Source organism: Mesorhizobium oxytropidicola, from assembly GCF_056174625.1.
In genome coordinates, this window is record NZ_CM149692.1 from 228,879 (window position 1) to 248,142 (window position 19,264).

Sequence of the window (19,264 nt, forward strand, 5' to 3'; positions counted from 1 at the left end):
CCAGCAAAGGCTAGGTCCCGCGCGGTTTGGCACGGGCGGTAGCCGTGGCAAGCAGCGGATTTTCCGGCCAGACATGCTTTGGATAGCGCCCGCGCATGTCGGCGCGCACATCGGCCCAGGAGCCGCGCCAGAAGCCGGGCAGGTCGCGCGTCGTCTGGATCGGCCGGTGCGCCGGCGACAGGAGCTCAAGTGTCAGCGGCACGGTGCCGTTGGCGATCGAAGGGTGGCGGTCGAGCCCGAACAGTTCCTGCACGCGCACCGCCAGAACAGGCCATTCGCCGTCATAGCGGATCGGCACATGGCTGCCGGACGGGGCGTCGAAATGTGTGGGCGCCAGCGCATCGACCTTGCGCTGCAGCTCGTGCGGCACGAGCGAGGCCAGGGCGGCCGAGACGACCCAGGATCGATGGCGGCCAAGGATGCGGCGCCGGACAGGAAGGGCAGCAGCCAGTCGTCGAGGCGCTGGATCAGCGCTTCGTCCGACATATCGGGCCAGGGTGCGCCAAGACCACGATGCAGCCAGGACAGCCGCTGGCGCAGCGTCTCGGCCTCCTTGCTCCAGCTCAGCAGCGACAGGCCGTGCTCGTGCAAGGCGTCAAGGATGGCGCGGTCGGCATCGGCGCCTGAAGGAGCCGGCAGCATCCGCTCGGCGAGCGTGATGGCGCCGAGGCGAACGGTTTCGCGCACGCGCACGGCGCGGCGCTCGCGGTCGAAGCTCGTCTGCCGGCGCGTTTCGATCCGGTCGGTGAGCGCGGCGCGAATGTCGTCCTCGCTTATTGCTGCGGCGGCCGTGATGCGGGCGTTCTGCGCCTTGCCCTGCAGGTCGGCGACGACCAGAAAAGGCTCGCCTGCCAGCGGGTCGGCGGCATCGAGCATGGCGCCGGAGCCATTGGCCAGCACGAAGCGCCCGCGCTCGCCGCGCGCCTTGGCGACGCGGTCCGGCCAGGCGTTGATGAGAAGAGAACCCGCAGGTGCAGCTTTGCTGTTTTCGTCCCGCCCACCTGCCTGGCCAGCCGCTCAGCCAGTTGCCGCGCGGCGGTGGCACGAGGCGATCTTTCCCCGCGAAAGCGCATCAGCCGCCGTTCGAGATCGGCGCCATCGCCGCCAAGGCCGCGTTCGGTGAGCGATACGGCGAGCATAGCCGCCTCGAAGGCATGGCCGCCCTTCGCAGCCTCGGCGACCATATGCGCCAGCCGCACCGGCAGAGCGAGCTTGCGCATCGACGCGCCGGCTTCCGTCAGGCGCCCTGCCTCGTCGATGGAATGGAGCGCGCGCAGCAGCACCCTTGCCTCGTTGAGCGCCGGCGCCGGCGGTGGATCGAGGAAGGCGAGGCCGGTCGGGTCGGCGACGCCGAAGGCGGCACAATCGAGCAACAGGCCGAAAGGTCGGCCTCAAGGATTTCCGGCGGCGTGAAGGCGGGAAGTGCTGATGTCTGCTCGGCGCGCCACAGCCGGATAGCGACGCCGGCCTGCGTGCGCCCGGCGCGGCCGGCGCGCTGGTCGGCGGATGCCTTGCTGACGCGCACCGTCTCCAGCCGTGTCAGGCCGCTGGCCGGCTCATAACGCGGCAGGCGCGACAGGCCGGAATCGATGACGACGCGCACGCCGTCGATGGTGATGGAGGTTTCGGCGATCGACGTCGCCAGCACCACCTTGCGGCGGCCCGGTGGCGCCGGCTTGATCGCGGCGTCCTGCGCCTTGCCGTCGAGCTGGCCATAGAGCGGGACGATGTCGGTGTCGGCGCCGACCTTGCCAGCCAGCCGTTCGGCGGTGCGCTCGATCTCGCGCTGGCCGGGCAGGAAGGCCAGCACGCTGCCGCTCTCGTCGGCAAGGGCGGCTCGGATCGCCTTGGCCATGGCATCCTCGATCGGGACGCCGGCCGGCCGTTCGTCATAGGAGACATCGACGGGGAAGGCGCGGCCCTCGCTTTCGATCACCGGCGCGCCCGACAGGAGTTTGGCGACACGGGCACCATCCAGCGTCGCCGACATCACCAGCAGTCTGAGGTCCGGCCGCAACGCACCTTGCACGTCGAGCGCCAGCGCCAGGCCGAAATCGCCGTCGAGCGAGCGCTCGTGGAATTCGTCAAAAATCACCGCCGAGACGCCGGGCAGTTCGGGATCATCGAGGATCATGCGCGCCAGCACGCCCTCGGTGACGACCAATATCCTGGTTTTCGCCGAAGTGCGGTTTTCCATGCGCATGGCATAGCCGACGGTCGCGCCCGGCTCCTCATCAAGCAATTGCGCCATGCGACGGGCGGCGGCGCGGGCAGCGAGCCGGCGCGGCTCGAGCAGCACGATCTTGCCGGCACCCAGCCACGGCGCATCGAGCAGCGCCAGCGGCACCAGCGTCGTCTTACCGGCGCCGGGCGGCGCCACCAGCACCGCGCTGTTGCCGGCGCCAAGCGCCGCGCCCAGCGCCGGCAGCACGGCTGTGACCGGAAGCTCCGGCAGGGATCTTGTCGTCATCGCGTCCGAATATCAGCGGTAACGGTCGCCGTGCAACCGGCGTGGTCTCAAAGCCGGGTGCGCGCAAACGGGTTCCAGCGCACGGTGCCGAGCCGCACCTCCTCGCGCACCATGGTCAGCAGGCCGGCCCCACCGACGATCGCGAGGCCGACCAGCGACAGCCAGTCGGGGTATTCCTGGAAGAACAGCGCGCCGAGGATCACCGCCCAGACGATCTGCGAATAATGCGTCGGCGCGATCCGGTTGGCGGGCACATATTTGGCGGCGAGCAGCTGCATGAACTGTCCGCCCGCGGTGAAGGCGCCAGCCATCGCCAGCCAGACGAACTGCATGGCATTCGGCAAGGTGAAGGAGGTGGCGGCGGCGCCGACCCCGTTGAACAACAGGCCATAGCCGACAAGCACGCCGAGCATCGATGTGCGCTTCTCCTGCTGGGCAAGTGACCGCAAGAGAATGACGCTGGTCGCGGCGAGGAAGGCATTCACGAAGGCGGCAAGATGGCCGAGGTTCAATTCGCGGAACCCAGGCCGCACCACCAGCATCACTCCGGCAAAGCCGGCGAACACGGCCAGCCATCGCCAGGGGCCGACCTTTTCCTTCAGGATGACGGTCGACAGAATGGTGACCAGCAACGGCGCCAGGAAGATCAGCGCGTAGACTTCGGCCAGCGGAATGTGGGTGAAGGCATAGACGCTGAGCACGCCGGACGCGATGCCGGCCCAGGCGCGGGCCTGCACGGCCCATGGCCGCTTCATGCGCCAGAAATCGCGCCAGCGCTCGCCCACCGGGCGGGTGAAGAACAGGAAAAAGCCGGCAAACAAAGTGGCGAAGAAGCCGATCTCGAAGACGGTGAACTGTCCGCCCAGGCTCTTGATAACGGCATCGCTGCCCGAATAGCTTGCATAGGCGAGCAGGGCGAGCAGGATTCCGTTCGGCACGTTTTTCCATTTCCGGGGAGAGAGTCGTTGAAAATACTGGCGCTCGGTGCGCATCCGGACGACATCGAGATCTTCATGTTCGGTACGATGGCCGCCTATGCGGCGCAAGGCGCAGAACTGACTTTTGCCGTGGCCGCGGATGGGGCCAAGGGTGGCAAGAGTGATGCCACGGTTCTTGCCCGTGTCCGAGGAAGCCACGGCGGCGGCAGCACTACTTGGCGCCGCGCCGCGCTTCCTCGACTTTCCCGATGGCGGACTGGTGGCCGATGCCGCGCTGATCGGTACGCTGAAAACGCTGATCCGCGAGACCGGGCCGGATCTGGTGATCACGCATGCGCCCAACGACTATCACGCCGACCACCGGGCGCTGTCGGACGGCGTGCGTATCGCGGCCTCGTTCGCGGTTCCGGTGCTGCATGCCGACACGATGGGCGGCACCGGGTTCTCGCCGACGCACTATGTCGACATTTCCGCCTACCGGGATATCAAAACACAGGCGATCCGCGCGCACCGGTCGCAGCGGCCGGAGCAATATGTCGACAGGGCACGCATCCAGAATGAATTTCGCGCCGGTCAATGCAACGCTGTCCCCGGTTCTTTGGCCGAGGCCTTTCGCTTCGAGCCGACATTTCCCTTCGCCGACATACGTGCCTTGTTGCCGCCCGCGCCACCTGTGCGGCCGGTGACGCCAAACACGAACGCCGTCAGCGAAGCCGGCTGAGCGACTGCCGGAGGAACCATCCGGCGGTCATTTCCCAACGATTTCAATCACCCGTTTCGTCATGCTGCGGCGCAGCAACGAATTCGCTTGCCTTGTTTAGTAAAAATTGCATTACTAAACAAATTACTAAACATCTGCCGCGCTCCGGCGCCGCCATGTTTGGGCCTCTGAGGAGAGAGGTTGAGGGCTCTTGAAACCGTCATCCGGGCGCGTTTCGCAAATGGGAGGAAGGCATGAAATCGAGCTTGAAAATGGCGTTGGGACTGGCCTCGGCGATTGCAGCGTCGACAGCCGTCTCAAACGCCGCGCACGCTGAAGACCTGACGCTTTGCTGGGCCGCCTGGGACCCCGCCAACGCACTCGTCGAACTGTCCAAGGATTTTACCAAGCAAACCGGCATCGGCATGAAATTCGAGTTCGTGCCGTGGACCAACTATGCCGACCGTTTCCTCAACGAGCTGAACTCGCACGGCAAATTGTGCGATCTGATCATCGGCGACAGCCAGTGGATCGGCGGCGCCGCGGAGAACGGCCACTACGTCAAGCTGAACGACTTCTTCGACAAGGAGAAGATCAGCATGGACGACTTTGTGCCGGCGACCGTGGTCGGCTATTCGGAATGGCCGAAGAACACGCCGAACTACTGGGCGCTGCCGGCGATGGGCGACGTCGTCGGCTGGACCTATCGCAAGGACTGGTTCTCCAAGCCTGAATTGCAGAAGGAATTCAAGGAAAAGTATGGCTGGGATCTCGGCCCGCCGGCCACTTTCGACCAGTTGAAGCAGATCGCCGAATTCTTCCAGAAGCGGCAGATCGACGGCAAGACCGTCTATGGCGCCTCGATCTACACCGAGCGTGGCTCGGAAGGCATCACCATGGGCGCCATGGACGTGCTCTACAGCTACGGCTTCCAGTATGAGAACCCGAAGAAGCCCTACGAGATGGAAGGCTTCGTCAATTCGGCCGACTCGGTCAAAGGCCTGGAATTCTACAAGGCGCTTTACGACTGCTGCACCCCTCCGGGCGCATCGAACAGCTACATGGGTGAAGGCGTCGATGCCTTCAAATCCGGACAGGTGGCGATGCACATGAATTTCGCCTTCACCTGGCCCGGCCTGCAGAAGGACGAGAATGTCGGCGGCGACAAGATCGGCTATTTCGTCAATCCCAAGGGTCCCGGCGGCGCCCAGTTCGCCCAGCTCGGCGGCCAGGGCATCTCGGTGGTGTCCTATTCCGACAAGCACGAAGCGGCGCTGAAATACATCAAGTGGTTCGCCAACAAGGACGTGCAGGCCAAGTGGTGGTCGCTTGGCGGCTATTCCTGCCTGAACGCCGTGGTGAAGGATCCGAAATTCCCCGCCAGCCAGCCCTACGCCCAGGCCTTCCTCGACTCGATGGCCATCGTGAAGGACTTCTGGGCGGAACCGAGCTACGCCCCGCTGCTGCAGGCGTCGCAGAAGCGCTTCCATGACTATGTCGTCGCCGGCCAGGGTTCGGCCAAGGATGCACTCGACGGCCTGGTCAAGGACTGGACCCAGGTGTTCCAAGACGATGGCAAGATGTAACCGGCTCCTCCCGAGCTAGGCGGAAGCGTCCCGTGCCGCCCTTGGCACGGGACGCAGTTCAGATAAATTCCATCACAGAGACGACCCAAGTGACCGAAGCAGGACTGACCATGCTCAATCGGACCGCGGAGAACGTTGCCCGGGCGACCCCGGAACCGTTGGCCCGCAAGGTCCGTGGCATCAGCGACAAGGGCCTCGCCTGGCTGTTCATCTCGCCGACGATCCTGTTGCTGCTCGCCATCAACATCTTCCCGCTGTTCTGGGCGATCTATCTGTCGTTCACCAATTACCGGGCCAACCGGCCGAACGAAGTGGTGAAGAATCTCGGCTTTGCCAACTACCAGCGCATCCTCGGCGACCAGGACATCTGGATCGCCATGCAGACGACGGCGCATTTCGTGTTCTGGACCATCCTGTTGCAGACGCTGATCGGCTTCACGCTGGCCTGGCTGATCGACCGGAAGTTCCGCGGCCACGCCTTCTGGACGACGCTGATCCTGGTGCCGATGATGCTGTCGCCGGCAGTGGTCGGCAATTTCTGGCGCTTCCTCTACGAGCCGCAGATCGGCCTGTTCTCCTATGTCATCTCGTTCGTCAGCGGCATTCCGCCGACAAGCATCCAGATGCTCTCCAACGTGTCGCTGGCGCCGTGGTCGATCATCATCGTCGATACCTGGATGTGGACGCCCTACGTGATGCTGATCTGCCTCGCCGGGCTGCGCTCCATCCCCGAATACATCTATGAGGCGGCCGAGGTCGACCGCGCCTCCAACTGGCGGCAGTTCTGGTCGATCACGCTGCCCATGGCGCTGCCCTTCATCATGCTGGCGGTGCTGTTTCGCGGCATCGAGAACTTCAAGATGTTCGACATGGTCAACCTGCTCACCGGCGGCGGGCCTGGCTCGACCACCGAAGTAGCGTCCATCACGCTGAAGCGGCAGGCTTTCGAGAGCTGGCGCACCGGCTATTCCTCGGCCTTCGCCATCATCCTGTTCGTCGCGGTGTTCGGCCTCGCCAACATCTACGTCAAGGCGCTCAACAAGGTGAAGCAGAGATGAGCCTGACCACTGCCCATTCGGTCGTCGCACCGTCAGCGAATTCGAAGCGCATCGCCGGCGCGATCATCATCGCCTATGCGCTGATCTCGATCGTGCCGCTCTTGTGGATCTTCGCCACCAGCTTCAAGACGCCGCCGGATTCGATCGCCTATCCGCCAAAAATCGTGTTCCAGCCGAGCATCGAGGGCTATTGCAATCTGTTCACGACCCGGACGCGGCAGACGCCGGAATACATCAACTCGCTGGGGCCAGCGACCGGCTTCTGCGACGAGACCGTGCGCAAGCGCAACATGGTGATCGCCGGCCCGTCGAACTTCCTGCCGCGCTTTGTCAATTCGCTGATCATCGCCTTCGGCTCGACCTTCTGCGCCGTCTTTCTCGGCACGTTGTCGGCCTATGGTTTCTCGCGCTTCAAGGTGCCGCTGGCCGACGACCTTCTGTTCTTCATCCTGTCGACGCGTTTCATGCCGCCGATCGCGGTCGCCATTCCCATCTACCTGATGTACCGCGAGCTTGGCCTGTCGGACACGGCGCTCGGCATGATCCTGCTCTACACGGCGGTCAACGTGTCGCTGGCCGTGTGGCTGCTCAAGGGCTTCATCGACGAGATCCCGCGCGAATATGAAGAAGCGGCGATGATCGACGGCTATACCAGGCTACAGGCCTTCTGGCGCACGGTGCTGCCGCAGGCGACCACCGGCATCGCGGCGACCGCCATCTTCTGCCTGATCTTCGCCTGGAACGAATATGCCTTCGCGGCACTCCTGACCTCGGGCACGGCGCAGACCGCGCCGCCGTTCATCCCGACCATCATCGGCGAGGGCGGCCAGGACTGGCCGGCGGTGGCGGCCGGCACGACGATCTTCCTGGTGCCGATCCTGGTTTTCACCATCCTGCTTCGCAAGCAATTGCTGCGCGGCATCACCTTCGGTGCGGTGCGCAAATGATTGGTGTCGGAATAAGTCGACCCCCACTCCGTCGAGCTTCGCTCGACACCTCTCCCCCGATCGACGGGGTAGAGGAAGGGCGCGAACTTCATTCAGCCAGGCTCCCTTCCTCTCCCTCCGGAGGGGGGAGAGGTGGCGCTGCGAAGCAGCGACGGAGTGGGGGAACCACCAGGCAACTATCTCTCCCCTTAAACGGGGAGAAGGAAGGGAGCTACGCATGACGCGCCCCGCCATCTCCAGGAAATCATCTTGGCCCCGTTGGGCAAGGCGCGGGCTGATGGAAAACATCGCCACGGCGCTGATCGCCATCGGCTTCCTGATGCTGTTCCAGCCCTTCGCGCTGGCGCTCTACACCTATTCCTTCATCACGATGCTTGCCGGCACCGTGATGTTCATCATCGTCTCGAAATTCCCGGAATAATCATGGCCGAGATCCGTGTTCAGCATCTGAGAAAGGCCTTCGGCGATTTCGTCGCCGTGCAGGATTCCAACTTCGTCGTCGAGGATGGCGAGTTCTTCGTCATGCTCGGCCCGTCGGGCTGCGGCAAGACAACGACCTTGCGCATGATCGCAGGGCTCGAACTGCCGACGGGTGGCGAGATCCTGCTCGGAGGCGAGGACGTCACCATGCTGCGGGCACGCGAGCGCGACATCGCTTTCGTGTTCCAGCTGTTCGCGCTCTATCCGCACATGAATGTGCGTAAGAACATCGGCTTTCCGCTCTTGGCACAAGGCATGCCGTCGGCCGAAATCCGCACCCGCGTCGAGGAGACGGCGAAGCTTTTGCGAATCGACCATCTGCTCAACAAATCCGTGTCAGGCCTTGCCGGCGGCGACCGTCAGCGCGTGGCGCTCGGCCGCGCCATTGTGCGGCGGCCAAAATGCTTCCTGATGGACGAGCCGCTCGGCACGCTGGACACAGAATTCCGCGACCTCATGGTCCACGAGCTGCGCGAACTGCACAACCGCATCCACGCCACCACGGTCTATGTCACGCACGACCAGATGGAAGCGATGTCGATGGCCGACAAGATCGCTGTCATGAACCACGGCGTCATCGAACAGTTCGGCACGCCACGTGAGATCTATGACCGTCCCGCAACCATGTTCGTCGCCGACTTCATCGGCTCGCCGCCTATGAACTTTCTGGGCTTTGGCGGTGGGCTCGCCAAGGGTGCGAAGGAGATTGTCGTCCAGGGCGCGAAGGTCGCGGTGCCGGAGGTGCGCGAGGATATCGCTCCTGCCGACATGGCGCTTGGCATTCGGCCAGAACACATCCGCTTCGACGATGCCTCGAAGCTGCGCGGCGCCATTTACGGCACTGAATATCTCGGCACCACGCAGATCGTCGCGGTGGAAACCGCGGACGGCATCATCAAGGCGCGGGTGCCGGCCGAAATCCGGCTCAATGCCGGCGACCATGTCGGCCTGGCCCTGAATAGCGCGCGGCTGTCGCTGTTCGACAAGGGATCGGGCCGCGCGGTGAGAACCGCGGTCCACGACACCGCCTCTCTGGGGAGAGCGCAGCATGGCTGACGTACACATCAAGAACGTGACCAAGAGCTTTGGCGAGCATGTCGCCGTCAACGGTCTCGACCTGCATATAGCGGACGGCGAATTCGTCGTGCTGCTCGGGCCGACCGGGGCCGGCAAGACGACGACGCTGCGGCTGATCGCCGGGCTGGAGCGGCCGGATGCCGGCACGATCGAGATCGGCGGCCACAACGCCACGACGCTGTCGCCGGCCGAGCGCGACACGGCCTTCGTGTTCCAGCAGTACTCGCTCTATCCGCATCTGTCGGTCTACGACAATCTCGCCTTCCCGCTGCGCTCGCCGGCACGCAAAATCCCGGAAGACCAGATCCGCCGGCGGGTCGAGGAGGTGGCGAAGATGGTACGCATCCATCACAAGCTCGCCAACCGTTCGACCAAGCTGTCGGGCGGCGAAATGCAGCGCGTCGCCATCGGCCGGGCCCTGGTGCGCAAGCCGGCCATCTATCTGATGGACGAGCCGCTGTCGTCGCTCGACGCCAAGCTGCGGGCGGATTTGCGGCTCGAGCTGAAGCGCATCCAGTCCGAACTCGGCGCCACCATGCTCTATGTCACGCATGATCAGATCGAGGCGATGACCATGGCCGACCGTATTGGCATCCTCGCCGACGGCGTGCTGGTGCAGATCGGGTCGCCGCGGACGATCTATTCGGAGCCGGCAAACCTGCATGTCGCGGCAAGGCTCGGCCAGCCGGCGATCAATCTTCTGCCGACCGGCCTGCTGCCCGATGGCGGCGCGCCTGCCGGCACCAGGACGATCGGCGCACGCACCGAACATCTGACGATCGAGAAAGCCAGGAATGGTCATGCCGACGGCGTCGTCGACTGGGTCGAACATCTCGGCGACCAGAACCACCTGCATGTGACGGTGGGGCCGAAGAAGCTGGTGACGCTGACCGACCCGGACACCGATCTGGCGCAAGGCGACAAGGTGATGATCCGCTACCGCTCGCCGCTCTATTTCGGCGCCGATGGACAAAGATTGATGTGAACGGCTTCGGTGTTTCCCCTGCAAGGGGCAACGCCGCTTCTGATTGACGATCGCGAATACGGGACGAATTCGATGAAGCACTTTTTCAACCGCAGGGAAACGATCGTCAGCGAGGCTCTGGACGGCCTGTTGCGCACCATTGGCTCCGGCGAGCTCGCGCGCCTCGACGGCTATCCCGAGATCAAAGTCGTGCTGCGCGCCGACTGGGACAAGACGGAGGTCAGCGTCGTTTCCGGCGGTGGCGCCGGGCACGAGCCTTCGCATGCCGGCTTTGTCGGCAAGGGCATGCTGACGGCGGCGGTCTCCGGCGAGATCTTCGCCTCGCCAAGCGTCGAAGCGGTGCTGGCGGCCATTCGCGCGGTCACCGGCCCGGCCGGCTGCCTGCTGATTGTCAAGAACTATACCGGCGACCGGCTCAATTTCGGCCTGGCCGCCGAGAAGGCGCGCGCCGAGGGGTTTCGCGTCGAGATGGTGATTGTCGCCGATGACATCGCGCTGCCCGACATCGCCCAGCCGCGCGGCGTTGCCGGCACCCTGTTCGTCCACAAGATATCAGGCCATCTGTCGGAGGCCGGCCATGATCTGGCCGACATCGCAGTGGCGGCGCGGGCGGCGGCGAAGGACATCGTCTCGCTCGGCATGTCGCTGTCGTCCTGCTCGATCCCCGGCCAGCCGCGCGAGGACCGGTTCGGCGAGAATGATGGCGAGCTTGGCCTTGGCATCCATGGCGAGCCCGGCGTCGAGCGCATCGCGGTGCAGAGTGCGGACCGGTTGGTCGCGATCATGGCCGAGCGCCTGGCGGCGCGGCTCGATCCCCAGGCCAGCCATGCCTTGCTGATCAACAATCTCGGCGCGGTGCCGCCGCTCGAAATGTCGCTGGTTGCCAATGCGGTGCTCGCCTCGCCGCTGGCCAGGACCGTCAAGCTGGCGATCGGCCCCGGGCCGCTGATGACGGCGCTCAACATGAACGGCTTCTCGCTGTCGCTGATACGGCTCGATGCGGCGCGTGAGGCCGCCCTGCTCGCACCGGTCGGCCCGCACGCCTGGATGCCGGCCAAACCGGTCGCGGCACCTGTCATCGTGCCGATGGCGAAAGCCGCCGGACAAAGTGCTGTAGACACGGCCAGCCAGGATGCCGGCACCAGGCGCCTCATCGTCACGGTCTGCGAAAAACTGATTTCACTTGAAGCTGCATTGAACGGGTTGGACGCCAAAGCCGGCGACGGCGACACCGGCTCAACGGTGGCGACCGGCGCGCGCAGCATCCTGGAACGGCTTGATGCCCTGCCATTGGCCAGTCCGGCGGCAACCCTTGGCGCAATCGGCGACATATTGAGCGCGTCGATGGGCGGCTCGAGCGGCGTGCTGCTGTCGATCTTCTTCACTGCGGCGGCACAGGCCCTCGGCGGCGGGGCCAGCTTGTCCAAGGCACTGCTTGCCGGGCTTGAGCGGATGACTTTCTACGGCGGCGCCAAACCGGGCGATCGCACCATGGTCGATGCGCTGGAGCCCGCGCTGAAAGCGCTCGACGCCAATGGCCTGGAGGAGGCAGCAACAGCCGCCCGGCGCGGCGCTCAAGCCACGTCCGCCATGGAGAAGGCGAAGGCCGGACGGTCCGCCTATGTCGGCACCAAACTGCAAGGCGTGGTCGACCCCGGCGCCCATGCGGTGGCCGAGGTGTTCGCGGCCGCCGCCACGCTGCTTGTCTCGGCCTGACGCATGCACCAGTTGTCGAATGACCGTTCTTTCGCTACTGCCGGCAGACTGGAAACCGGGATTTTGGGCGACATGGCGGCGTTGAACCTTGCCAGGCTGATCGCGGTGGCCGCCGATACGGTTGCCGCGCACGCCGAGGAATTGACGGCGCTCGACCAGGCGATTGGCGACGGCGACCATGGGCTGAACATGAAGCGCGGCTTCGAGGCCGTGCGGGCCGATGCTGACGCGTTCGCCGCAAAGCCGCTGCCCGACGCCCTGAGGGCGATCGGCACCAAGCTGGTGATGACGGTGGGCGGTGCTTCCGGCCCACTCTTCGGCACGCTGTTCATGGCGCTCGGCAAGGAGATTGCGGCGGACCCCGATCGCGACAAGCTGACGGCGGCCTTCGGCAAGGCGATCGAAGCGGTGGCCGCGCGCGGCAAGTCGCAGATCGGACAAAAAACCATGCTCGATGTGCTGCAGCCGGTGCATGACGCCCTGGCTGGCGGAAAGACGGCGGCGGAGATCGCCGACATTGCCGACGCTGCCGCCGAGGCGACCGTGCCGATGAAGGCGCTGCGCGGCCGCGCCTCGTTCCTCGGCGACCGCTCGATCGGTCATATGGATGCCGGCGCGCGCTCGACCGCGCTGCTGGTGCGCGCGGTGGGGCAAGCGATCGGGGAAAGCGCATGAGCAATGTCGGGATCGTGATCGTGTCGCATTCGCCGCTGGTCGCGGAGGGCACGGCCGACATGGTACGCCAGATGGTGGGCGACGAAGTGCCGCTTGCATGGTGCGGCGGAAACGGCCATGGCGGACTCGGCACCAGCGTCGAGGCGATCATGGGCGCCATCGACAAGGCGTGGTCGGAAGCCGGCGTCGCCATCCTTGTCGATCTCGGCGGCGCCGAGACCAACTCGGAAATGGCGGTGGAGATGATCGGCGAGCCGCGTGCGCAGAAGATCATCGTCTGCAACGCGCCGATCGTCGAGGGCGCGGTGATGGCCGCGACCGAATCCTCCGGCGGCGCCTCGCTGAAGGAAGTGGTGGCGACGGCGCACGAATTGTCGCCGTCGTGAGTGAACGGGATTTCTGAAAATGTCCGCAGCCGCCGAAGCGACCGTCCTGATCACCCACGATGTGGGCCTGCACGCGCGTCCGTCGGTGAAGTTCACCAAGCTGGCCAAGACGTTTGCCGCCGACGTGGAAATCGCGCTTGCCGCCAACGGGCCATGGTTCGACGCCAAGAGCATCGTCAAGGTGATGGCGGCCAAGGCGCCGAAGGGCACGGTGCTGCACATCAGGGCCAGCGGCAACGGCGCCGATGATGCGGTGCGCGCACTGATCGACCTGGTGCAGCGCGATTTCGACGAGGACGCCGGTCATGTCCGCTCGGCGTGAGGCTGGCGCGCGCGTTCGCCGGCCCGCGGGGAATGCGGGCCATGCGGATTGAGGGTGTTCCGGCCTCGGCCGGCTATGCCGAGGGGCCGCTGTTCAACCTCGACCGGCCGCCAGCCGTCTACGCAGGCAAAGCCACAGCTGCTGAAGAGAAGACGGCGCTGCAAGCCGCGATCGGCAAGGCGGTGAGCCGGCTTACCGCCATGGTGGAGGCCACCGACAGCGATGCCGCCGGCATACTCGAATTCCACATCGCCATGTTGGAGGACGACGCGCTGAGCGGCCCGGCCTTCGCATCGATCGCTTCCGGGCGGACCGCCGACGTGGCCTGGCGGCAGGCACTCGATGCCGAGATCGCCGGCTACGAGGCCTCCGACCAGGACTATTTCCGCGCCCGCGCCACGGATTTGCGCGACATCAGGGACCAGGTGCTGCGCGCCCTGACCGAGGACGGAGACCGCGCCGCGCCTTCCGGTGCCATCCTCTGCGGCGAGGACATCGCGCCGACGCGCTTTCTCGAAACCGACTGGAGCCATGGCGGCGGCATCGCGCTGAAGGCGGGCAGCGCGGCCAGCCATGTCGCCATGCTGGCGCGCTCGCGTGGCGTGCCGATGGTGGTAGGGCTGCGCGAACCGCTTGCCAGTCTTGCCGGCATGGCGCTGCTCGACGCCGAGCACGGCAGCATCGTCCTGGCGCCGTCGCCGGCGGAGATCGGATCGTTCCGGCAGTCGTCCTCTTCCTTCGCCACCCGCCAGGGCAAGGCACAGCGTTTTTTGGCGCGGCCAGCGGTGACCAGGGCCGGCACGGTGGTGCGCGTGCAGGTCAACATCGCCGACCCGTCCGATGTCGACGGCATCGACATCGCGACGTGCGACGGGGTCGGCCTGATGCGCACAGAATTCCTGTTCGGCAAGACGTTGCCGAATGAGGAGACGCAGTATCGCGCCTATCGCAAGGTGCTGGATTGGGCCGGCGACAAACCGGTGACGATCCGCACCGTCGACGCCGGCGGCGACAAGCCGGTGCCGGGCTTCACCGTGGAGGAGGGCAATCCGTTCCTCGGCCTGCGCGGCATCAGGCTGTCGCTGGCGCGGCTCGACATTTTTCGCGTACAGATCAGGGCATTGCTGCGCGCCGCGCCACACGGCAATCTCAGGGTCATGTTTCCGATGATCGCCATGGCCGATGAGTATGAGCGCGCAGCCGCTCTGTTCGCCGAGGAACAGGCCGCCCTTGCCGCGCGCGGCGTCGCCCACAAGATGCCGCCGCTCGGCATCATGGTCGAGGTGCCGTCGGTGGCCATCGCGCCGGAGGCATTTGCCGGCGTCGCCTTCTTCTCGATCGGCTCCAACGATTTGACGCAATATGTGATGGCGGCCGCGCGGGACAACGCTGCTGTCGCCCATTTAAATTCGGTCCGCCATCCGGCGGTGCTGCGGCTGATCGGCTCGATCACCGCCTTCGGACAGGAAAACGGCATTCCCGTCAGCCTGTGCGGCGATGCCGGCGGCGACCCGGCCGCGATCCCTTCGCTGCTCGAAGCGGGCTTGCGCGATCTGTCCGTCGCGCCGGCGCAACTCGCCATGGCCAAGGCGGCCATTTCAGATGTTTCGGTGTAGGGCTGGCATGGTCGACATCAAACCCGAACCCGGCTCCGAAGAGGCGATACGCGCCTACAAGACGATCCTGTCGCAGGTCATCGACCAGCGCCCGTCCGGCATGCGCCAGCGCCTTGCCGACGCGCTTGGCAAGCACCGCAGCTTCGTGACGCAGATTTCAAGCCCGGCCTATACGGTTCCGATTCCGTCGAAGCATTTGCCGGCTATTTTTTCTGTCTGCCATTTCAGCCCGGCCGAGCGGGATCAGTTCCTCGCCGCCTACCATCAGGCGCATCCGGGAAAAATGTCGATCGCGGCGGGCATGCGCAAGACGCGGCATGTGTCACTCGTCGTGCCCGATTTCGGCGACGACAAGCAGAACGCGGCGCTCGACCGGGCGATCAACGAATTCATCCAGAAGATCACCAGCATCGCCGGCAAGGGTGGCGGCTGACCATTCTTGCCGGGCTGTTTGGGAGGACGCCATGAAGAAATTTATGAACGCGGTGGACACAGTGCTGACCGAGAGCCTCGACGGTTTCGTGGCCGCGCATGCCGATATCCTCGTGCTTGGCGAGGAGCACAAATTCGTCCGCCGCAGGACCTTGCGGCCGGGCAAGGTGGCGCTGATCTCCGGCGGCGGCTCCGGCCACGAGCCGCTGCATGGCGGCTTTGTCGGCCATGGCATGCTGGATGCCGCCTGCCCCGGCCAGGTGTTCACCTCACCGACGCCGGACCAGATGCTGGCGGCGGCGCAGGCCGTCGACACCGGCGCCGGCTGCCTGTTCATCGTCAAGAATTACGAGGGCGATGTGATGAATTTCGACATGGCGGCGGAAATGTCCGATGGCGTCCTGCAGGTGGTGACCAATGACGATGTCGCCGTCGAGAATTCGTCCTATACGACCGGCCGGCGCGGCGTCGCCGGCACGCTGGTGGTGGAAAAGATCGTCGGCGCGGCGGCTGAGCATGGCCTGGCACTGCCGGTGCTGAAGACGCTGGGCGAACGCGCCAACGCCGCGACCCGCTCGATGGGTGTGGCACTGACCAGTGGCACCGTGCCTGCCGCCGGCAAACCGACCTTCGACATCGGCGACGGCGAGATGGAATTCGGTGTCGGCATCCATGGCGAGCCCGGCCGCCGCCGCGACACGTTGAAGAGTGCCGATGCGATCGCGGAAGAGATATGTACCGCCATCCTGGGCGATCTCGGCGACAGAGCGAAAGGCCCGGCGCTGCTGTTCGTCAACGGCTTCGGCGGCACGCCGCTGATGGAGCTCTATCTGATGTACAACAGCGCGCGCAAAATTTTCGACAAGCGCGGCGTGACGGTAACCCGCTCGCTGGTCGGCAGCTATGTCACCTCGCTCGACATGGCCGGCTGCTCTATCACGCTGACCATGCTCGATGACGAAATGACCGGTTGGTGGGACGCGCCTGTCCACACGGCGACCTTGCGCTGGGGCATGTGACGCTGGCTTCGGCCGCGCTTTTCTGCGACCATCCCGGACAATTCATTTAGCGATAACATTTGTCCTGGTTGATGCTGCCGTCCCTCACCTGCGCCGAAGAAAGACTGCTGCTGCGTTTCGCCGATCCGGAGGCTGCGGCAGTCGGCGAAGAATTGTCGGCAAAGGCTCTATCAGCGCTGCTGGACAATGCCGAATTCCACGGCGTCCTGCCGATCATGCTGCGCAAATTGCAGGAGCGTGGCGACGCGCATCTGCCGTCGGACGCCGGTTTGCGGGAGAGACTGGACGATCTGCGCGACAAGGCGACGATCGCCACCGGCCAGTCGATGCTGCTGCAATATCATGGCGACCGCATCATGAAGGGGATAGCGGCGCAAGGCATTCCGGCGCGGATCGTCAAGGGACCGGTCTTCGCGCGAAAGCTCTACCGCAACGTTTCCGACCGGCCGTTCACCGACATCGACATCCTGATCGAGCCCGCCAACCTTGCACGGGCAAACCAGGTGATCGCGGCATGCGGCTTCGTGCTCGGTAGCGACGAGGCCGAATCCTACCAGCTGCAGGAATTCAAATGGCTGGAAAAGGAGAATTCCAGCCTGCTGGTCGAACTGCATGGCGACCTGGTGCATGACACCGGGATGCGGCGGCGCCTGTCGCTGGGGTTCCGCAAACTGGGCATCATCGACGGCGAAGCGACGGACACGCCGGCGGCGCTTCTGACGATCGCCATCGTGCACGCCGCCGGCGGCCACAAGTTCCATCGCCTGCAGCTTTGCGTCGACGTGCTGCAAGGGGTGCGGGCGCTACAATCGTCGGAATCAGAAACCCGCCTGCTCGACGCCGCCCGCGTGACAGGCATCGAGCTCGAATTGGCGATCGTGCTCAACGTGACCGGCGAGCTGTTCGGCGAGGCCCACGCGCTCGAGCTCGCCGGCCGGATCAAACCAGACCTTTCGATACGGCTCGCCAAGCGGTTGATCACGACAACCACGCTGCTCCGGGTCAATTCCCGCGAGAAGATCGGCTCGCGCCTGCGCCGCGATGCCTTCCGCTGGATACAGCGTCTGGCCAAGGCCAGGCCGTACGCCGCCTGAACCTCCGGTTCAGTCCTGCCTGGCCAATGTGGCGCCTATCAGCGCCGCCGCATCGGCCGGGTGCGCGCCCACTTCCAGCGTGAATGTCAGCACCGAGGACACCAGTCTGCCGATCGTCGCCAGCCGGCGCTTCTGCAGCGGCAAGAGGCCGGTCAAGCCGGTGCGGACATTGTCCATCGCCAGCGCCACCATCGCGTCGGTCCGGGCCATGGGCACGAGCCGGGTCTCACTGTCTGCGGACCGCGCCAGATGCAGCAGGGCCGCCACCGGCCTGGCGACCGGGCTTTCGATGCGGACAATTTCGCTCAACCGTTCCAGCGAGACGGCCTGTTCGCCATTCCTGTCCCATACAGGGCCGAGGCAGGGCGCAACCTGCGGGATCATTTCGGCAGTCTTCTGGTGGATCTTGACGTGGCGCGGCAGGCCCCAGGCCAGGGGCTTGCCCGAAGCGACGTTCAGGATCATGGCATCGTCGGAGCAAAGGCCAAAGCCTTGCGTTGCCAGCGCCAGCGACGTCGTCGTCTTGCCGGTGCCACTCGGCGCGTGGATCAGCACGACGGCATCGTGCCCCGGCAGTGTCAGCCCGGCGGTGTGCAGCATATGCTGGCCGCCGGCGTCGAGTGCGGCATCCAGCACCAGCATCGACGGCGTCCAGGTGGCTTTCGCACCAGGGCGAACCCGGAGTTCAGCCCACCGTCCCTCATCATTGATGGCAACGGTCTGGCGCCCGGGAAAGACGAGATGGGTGATGCCGCCCTCGGTGATCATCCGGCAGTAGCCGTCTTCGGGTATGTCGCCGTCGAAGACGAGCGATCCTCCGGGTGCCTCGTCCAGAACATCCGCCTCGGTGATATCGAGGCGAAAGCCCGGCTCGACAGCACCTTCGATGCGCAGGATGCCCAGCATCCTGTCGAAATCCTGCCACAGTTCGGGGCGTTCGGCCGATATGCCGAGGATTTGACCGTTGAGACCGTAACACGCTGAAGGCCTGGTCAAGCGGGGCGCGCCTTCGAGGCATCGGCGTGGTGGCGATAGATCTCAACCATGCCCGGAAGGCTGTCACTGACCACCGGCCTGCCGTCTAGGCAGACCCAGCAATGCGCCGAGACGCGTGGCGTCTGCAGCGACTTCGGATCGACGCCAAAACGCAGCTCCGGATCGAAGCCGGCGAGGCGCAGGAAACGATGGCCGAGCAGGCCTTCGCGCAGGCATCTGCGGTCGCGCATCAACCAGGGATGGCGCACAGTGCGGTTGACGCGGGCGACGATGTAGGCGGCGGGCAAGCCGCGATAGGGCGTCGAGGAGGCAAGCGGCGCCCATTTCAGCACGTCCTCAAAGCTGCGCCTGGCGATCAAGGCCGGCATCAGCCGGGCGCTTGCCCAGAGATGGCAGCGAAACAGGGCACGCAGGAGCGGATTGTCAGCCATCAAGCGCCTGGGGCGGCAAGAATACCTTCCGAGACCAGATCGGCGGCCAATGCCGCCATATCCTCGTCGAGCGTATCCTTGTCGACCTCGAACTCCTGGCAAAGCAGGCCGACGATCTGATCGAGGCTGCGCGCGCCATCGACCTTGTCGAGGAAGGCTTCGGTCGTGCCGTTGCAGGTATAGAGCTGGCCGCTGCGCGCCAGAAGCACGACCGCACCGTCGCCGACATGCTGAACCGAGGCATCGTCCGCCAGCCGCAAAATCGTTCCAGAGACAATTTCCATCGCCAACCCCGACAAGCCTGCAAGAACCCCGAAATGAGATAGCGCGGTGGTG

General features: G+C 65.2%; 18 protein-coding genes and 2 pseudogenes. 15 read left to right on the forward strand and 5 right to left on the reverse strand.

Annotation, left to right across the window (positions count from 1 at the left end):
- Nucleotides 1–10: 10 nt before the first annotated feature.
- Nucleotides 11–2,470: pseudogene (gene hrpB / locus AC0V8S_RS01085) on the reverse strand (ATP-dependent helicase HrpB).
- Nucleotides 2,471–2,517: 47 nt separating this feature from the next.
- A complete protein-coding gene (locus AC0V8S_RS01090; protein WP_475436509.1) occupies nucleotides 2,518–3,408 on the reverse strand; it encodes a DMT family transporter in 891 nt (296 codons plus the stop codon).
- 27 nt (nucleotides 3,409–3,435) lie between these two features.
- On the opposite strand from AC0V8S_RS01090, the pseudogene AC0V8S_RS01095 reads away from it, so the two are divergent.
- The 15 genes and pseudogenes from AC0V8S_RS01095 (at nucleotide 3,436) to AC0V8S_RS01165 (ending at nucleotide 17,501) form a co-directional block, all read left to right on the forward strand.
- Nucleotides 3,436–4,129, forward strand: a pseudogene (locus AC0V8S_RS01095) (PIG-L deacetylase family protein).
- A gap of 233 nt (nucleotides 4,130–4,362) precedes the next feature.
- Nucleotides 4,363–5,694: an ABC transporter substrate-binding protein gene (locus tag AC0V8S_RS01100; protein WP_475436511.1), complete on the forward strand. Its 1,332-nt coding sequence runs from the start codon at nucleotides 4,363–4,365 to the stop codon at nucleotides 5,692–5,694.
- 110 nt (nucleotides 5,695–5,804) lie between these two features.
- Nucleotides 5,805–6,752 carry a carbohydrate ABC transporter permease gene (locus AC0V8S_RS01105; RefSeq protein WP_027040434.1) on the forward strand — a complete coding sequence of 316 codons (948 nt, stop codon included), beginning with the start codon at nucleotides 5,805–5,807 and terminating at the stop codon, nucleotides 6,750–6,752.
- Nucleotides 6,749–7,699 carry a carbohydrate ABC transporter permease gene (locus AC0V8S_RS01110; protein WP_056569523.1) on the forward strand — a complete coding sequence of 317 codons (951 nt, stop codon included), beginning with the start codon at nucleotides 6,749–6,751 and terminating at the stop codon, nucleotides 7,697–7,699. The genes AC0V8S_RS01105 and AC0V8S_RS01110 overlap by 4 nt, the downstream gene beginning before the upstream one ends.
- 217 nt (nucleotides 7,700–7,916) lie before the next feature.
- Nucleotides 7,917–8,120, forward strand: coding sequence for a hypothetical protein (locus tag AC0V8S_RS01115; RefSeq protein ID WP_475436512.1), 204 nt, complete (start codon nucleotides 7,917–7,919; stop codon nucleotides 8,118–8,120).
- A 2-nt stretch (nucleotides 8,121–8,122) separates the two neighbouring features.
- A complete protein-coding gene (locus AC0V8S_RS01120) occupies nucleotides 8,123–9,235 on the forward strand; it encodes an ABC transporter ATP-binding protein (RefSeq protein ID WP_475436513.1) in 1,113 nt (370 codons plus the stop codon).
- Nucleotides 9,228–10,241 (forward strand): ABC transporter ATP-binding protein, encoded by a 1,014-nt coding sequence (locus AC0V8S_RS01125; protein ID WP_475436515.1) that lies wholly within the window; start codon nucleotides 9,228–9,230, stop codon nucleotides 10,239–10,241. The genes AC0V8S_RS01120 and AC0V8S_RS01125 overlap by 8 nt, the downstream gene beginning before the upstream one ends.
- Before the next feature lie 72 nt (nucleotides 10,242–10,313).
- Complete coding sequence (locus AC0V8S_RS01130; protein ID WP_475436517.1) at nucleotides 10,314–11,957, forward strand: dihydroxyacetone kinase subunit DhaK; 1,644 nt, start codon at nucleotides 10,314–10,316, stop codon at nucleotides 11,955–11,957.
- Between the two features lie 72 nt (nucleotides 11,958–12,029).
- Nucleotides 12,030–12,632, forward strand: coding sequence for a dihydroxyacetone kinase subunit DhaL (gene dhaL / locus AC0V8S_RS01135; protein WP_475436519.1), 603 nt, complete (start codon nucleotides 12,030–12,032; stop codon nucleotides 12,630–12,632).
- On the forward strand, nucleotides 12,629–13,018 hold the full coding sequence (gene dhaM, locus AC0V8S_RS01140) for a dihydroxyacetone kinase phosphoryl donor subunit DhaM (protein WP_027052679.1): 390 nt from the start codon (nucleotides 12,629–12,631) through the stop codon (nucleotides 13,016–13,018). Before dhaL ends, dhaM begins: the two co-directional genes overlap by 4 nt.
- Nucleotides 13,019–13,037: 19 nt before the next feature.
- Nucleotides 13,038–13,340 (forward strand): HPr family phosphocarrier protein, encoded by a 303-nt coding sequence (locus AC0V8S_RS01145; protein WP_183455737.1) that lies wholly within the window; start codon nucleotides 13,038–13,040, stop codon nucleotides 13,338–13,340.
- A gap of 41 nt (nucleotides 13,341–13,381) precedes the next feature.
- The gene (gene ptsP / locus AC0V8S_RS01150) at nucleotides 13,382–14,956 is read left to right on the forward strand and encodes a phosphoenolpyruvate--protein phosphotransferase (protein WP_475436521.1); all 1,575 of its coding nucleotides are present in this window, start codon (nucleotides 13,382–13,384) and stop codon (nucleotides 14,954–14,956) included.
- A 7-nt stretch (nucleotides 14,957–14,963) separates the two neighbouring features.
- On the forward strand, nucleotides 14,964–15,389 hold the full coding sequence (locus AC0V8S_RS01155) for a hypothetical protein (protein WP_172347219.1): 426 nt from the start codon (nucleotides 14,964–14,966) through the stop codon (nucleotides 15,387–15,389).
- A 31-nt stretch (nucleotides 15,390–15,420) separates the two neighbouring features.
- Nucleotides 15,421–16,407: a dihydroxyacetone kinase subunit DhaK gene (gene dhaK / locus AC0V8S_RS01160; protein ID WP_183455731.1), complete on the forward strand. Its 987-nt coding sequence runs from the start codon at nucleotides 15,421–15,423 to the stop codon at nucleotides 16,405–16,407.
- Between the two features lie 71 nt (nucleotides 16,408–16,478).
- Nucleotides 16,479–17,501, forward strand: coding sequence for a nucleotidyltransferase family protein (locus tag AC0V8S_RS01165; RefSeq protein WP_475436523.1), 1,023 nt, complete (start codon nucleotides 16,479–16,481; stop codon nucleotides 17,499–17,501).
- Between the two features lie 9 nt (nucleotides 17,502–17,510).
- Here AC0V8S_RS01165 and AC0V8S_RS01170 read toward each other — a convergent pair whose 3' ends face one another.
- The 3 genes from AC0V8S_RS01170 to AC0V8S_RS01180 are packed head-to-tail and all read right to left on the reverse strand — an operon-like array spanning nucleotide 17,511 to nucleotide 19,212.
- Entirely contained in the window at nucleotides 17,511–18,497 is a 987-nt protein-coding gene (locus AC0V8S_RS01170) for a serine kinase (protein WP_475436525.1), read from the reverse strand.
- Nucleotides 18,494–18,928, reverse strand: a complete 435-nt coding sequence (locus AC0V8S_RS01175) for a lasso peptide biosynthesis B2 protein (RefSeq protein ID WP_183455727.1) — start codon at nucleotides 18,926–18,928, stop codon at nucleotides 18,494–18,496. The genes AC0V8S_RS01170 and AC0V8S_RS01175 overlap by 4 nt, the downstream gene beginning before the upstream one ends.
- Nucleotides 18,928–19,212, reverse strand: a complete 285-nt coding sequence (locus AC0V8S_RS01180; RefSeq protein WP_095200908.1) for a PqqD family protein — start codon at nucleotides 19,210–19,212, stop codon at nucleotides 18,928–18,930. Before AC0V8S_RS01180 ends, AC0V8S_RS01175 begins: the two co-directional genes overlap by 1 nt.
- Between the last annotated feature and the right edge of the window lie 52 nt (nucleotides 19,213–19,264).

Bases quoted from the DNA above. Each gene is read 5' to 3' on its own strand.
- AC0V8S_RS01100 (WP_475436511.1), top strand. From the start codon at position 4,363: ATGAAATCGAGCTTGAAAATGGCGTTGGGACTGGCCTCGGCGATTGCA.
- AC0V8S_RS01105 (WP_027040434.1), top strand. From the start codon at position 5,805: ATGCTCAATCGGACCGCGGAGAACGTTGCCCGGGCGACCCCGGAACCG.
- AC0V8S_RS01110 (WP_056569523.1), top strand. From the start codon at position 6,749: ATGAGCCTGACCACTGCCCATTCGGTCGTCGCACCGTCAGCGAATTCG.
- AC0V8S_RS01115 (WP_475436512.1), top strand. From the start codon at position 7,917: ATGACGCGCCCCGCCATCTCCAGGAAATCATCTTGGCCCCGTTGGGCA.
- AC0V8S_RS01120 (WP_475436513.1), top strand. From the start codon at position 8,123: ATGGCCGAGATCCGTGTTCAGCATCTGAGAAAGGCCTTCGGCGATTTC.
- AC0V8S_RS01125 (WP_475436515.1), top strand. From the start codon at position 9,228: ATGGCTGACGTACACATCAAGAACGTGACCAAGAGCTTTGGCGAGCAT.
- AC0V8S_RS01130 (WP_475436517.1), top strand. From the start codon at position 10,314: ATGAAGCACTTTTTCAACCGCAGGGAAACGATCGTCAGCGAGGCTCTG.
- dhaL (WP_475436519.1), top strand. From the start codon at position 12,030: ATGGCGGCGTTGAACCTTGCCAGGCTGATCGCGGTGGCCGCCGATACG.
- dhaM (WP_027052679.1), top strand. From the start codon at position 12,629: ATGAGCAATGTCGGGATCGTGATCGTGTCGCATTCGCCGCTGGTCGCG.
- AC0V8S_RS01145 (WP_183455737.1), top strand. From the start codon at position 13,038: ATGTCCGCAGCCGCCGAAGCGACCGTCCTGATCACCCACGATGTGGGC.
- ptsP (WP_475436521.1), top strand. From the start codon at position 13,382: ATGCGGATTGAGGGTGTTCCGGCCTCGGCCGGCTATGCCGAGGGGCCG.
- AC0V8S_RS01155 (WP_172347219.1), top strand. From the start codon at position 14,964: ATGGTCGACATCAAACCCGAACCCGGCTCCGAAGAGGCGATACGCGCC.
- dhaK (WP_183455731.1), top strand. From the start codon at position 15,421: ATGAAGAAATTTATGAACGCGGTGGACACAGTGCTGACCGAGAGCCTC.
- AC0V8S_RS01165 (WP_475436523.1), top strand. From the start codon at position 16,479: ATGCTGCCGTCCCTCACCTGCGCCGAAGAAAGACTGCTGCTGCGTTTC.
- AC0V8S_RS01175 (WP_183455727.1), bottom strand. From the start codon at position 18,928: ATGGCTGACAATCCGCTCCTGCGTGCCCTGTTTCGCTGCCATCTCTGG.
- AC0V8S_RS01180 (WP_095200908.1), bottom strand. From the start codon at position 19,212: ATGGAAATTGTCTCTGGAACGATTTTGCGGCTGGCGGACGATGCCTCG.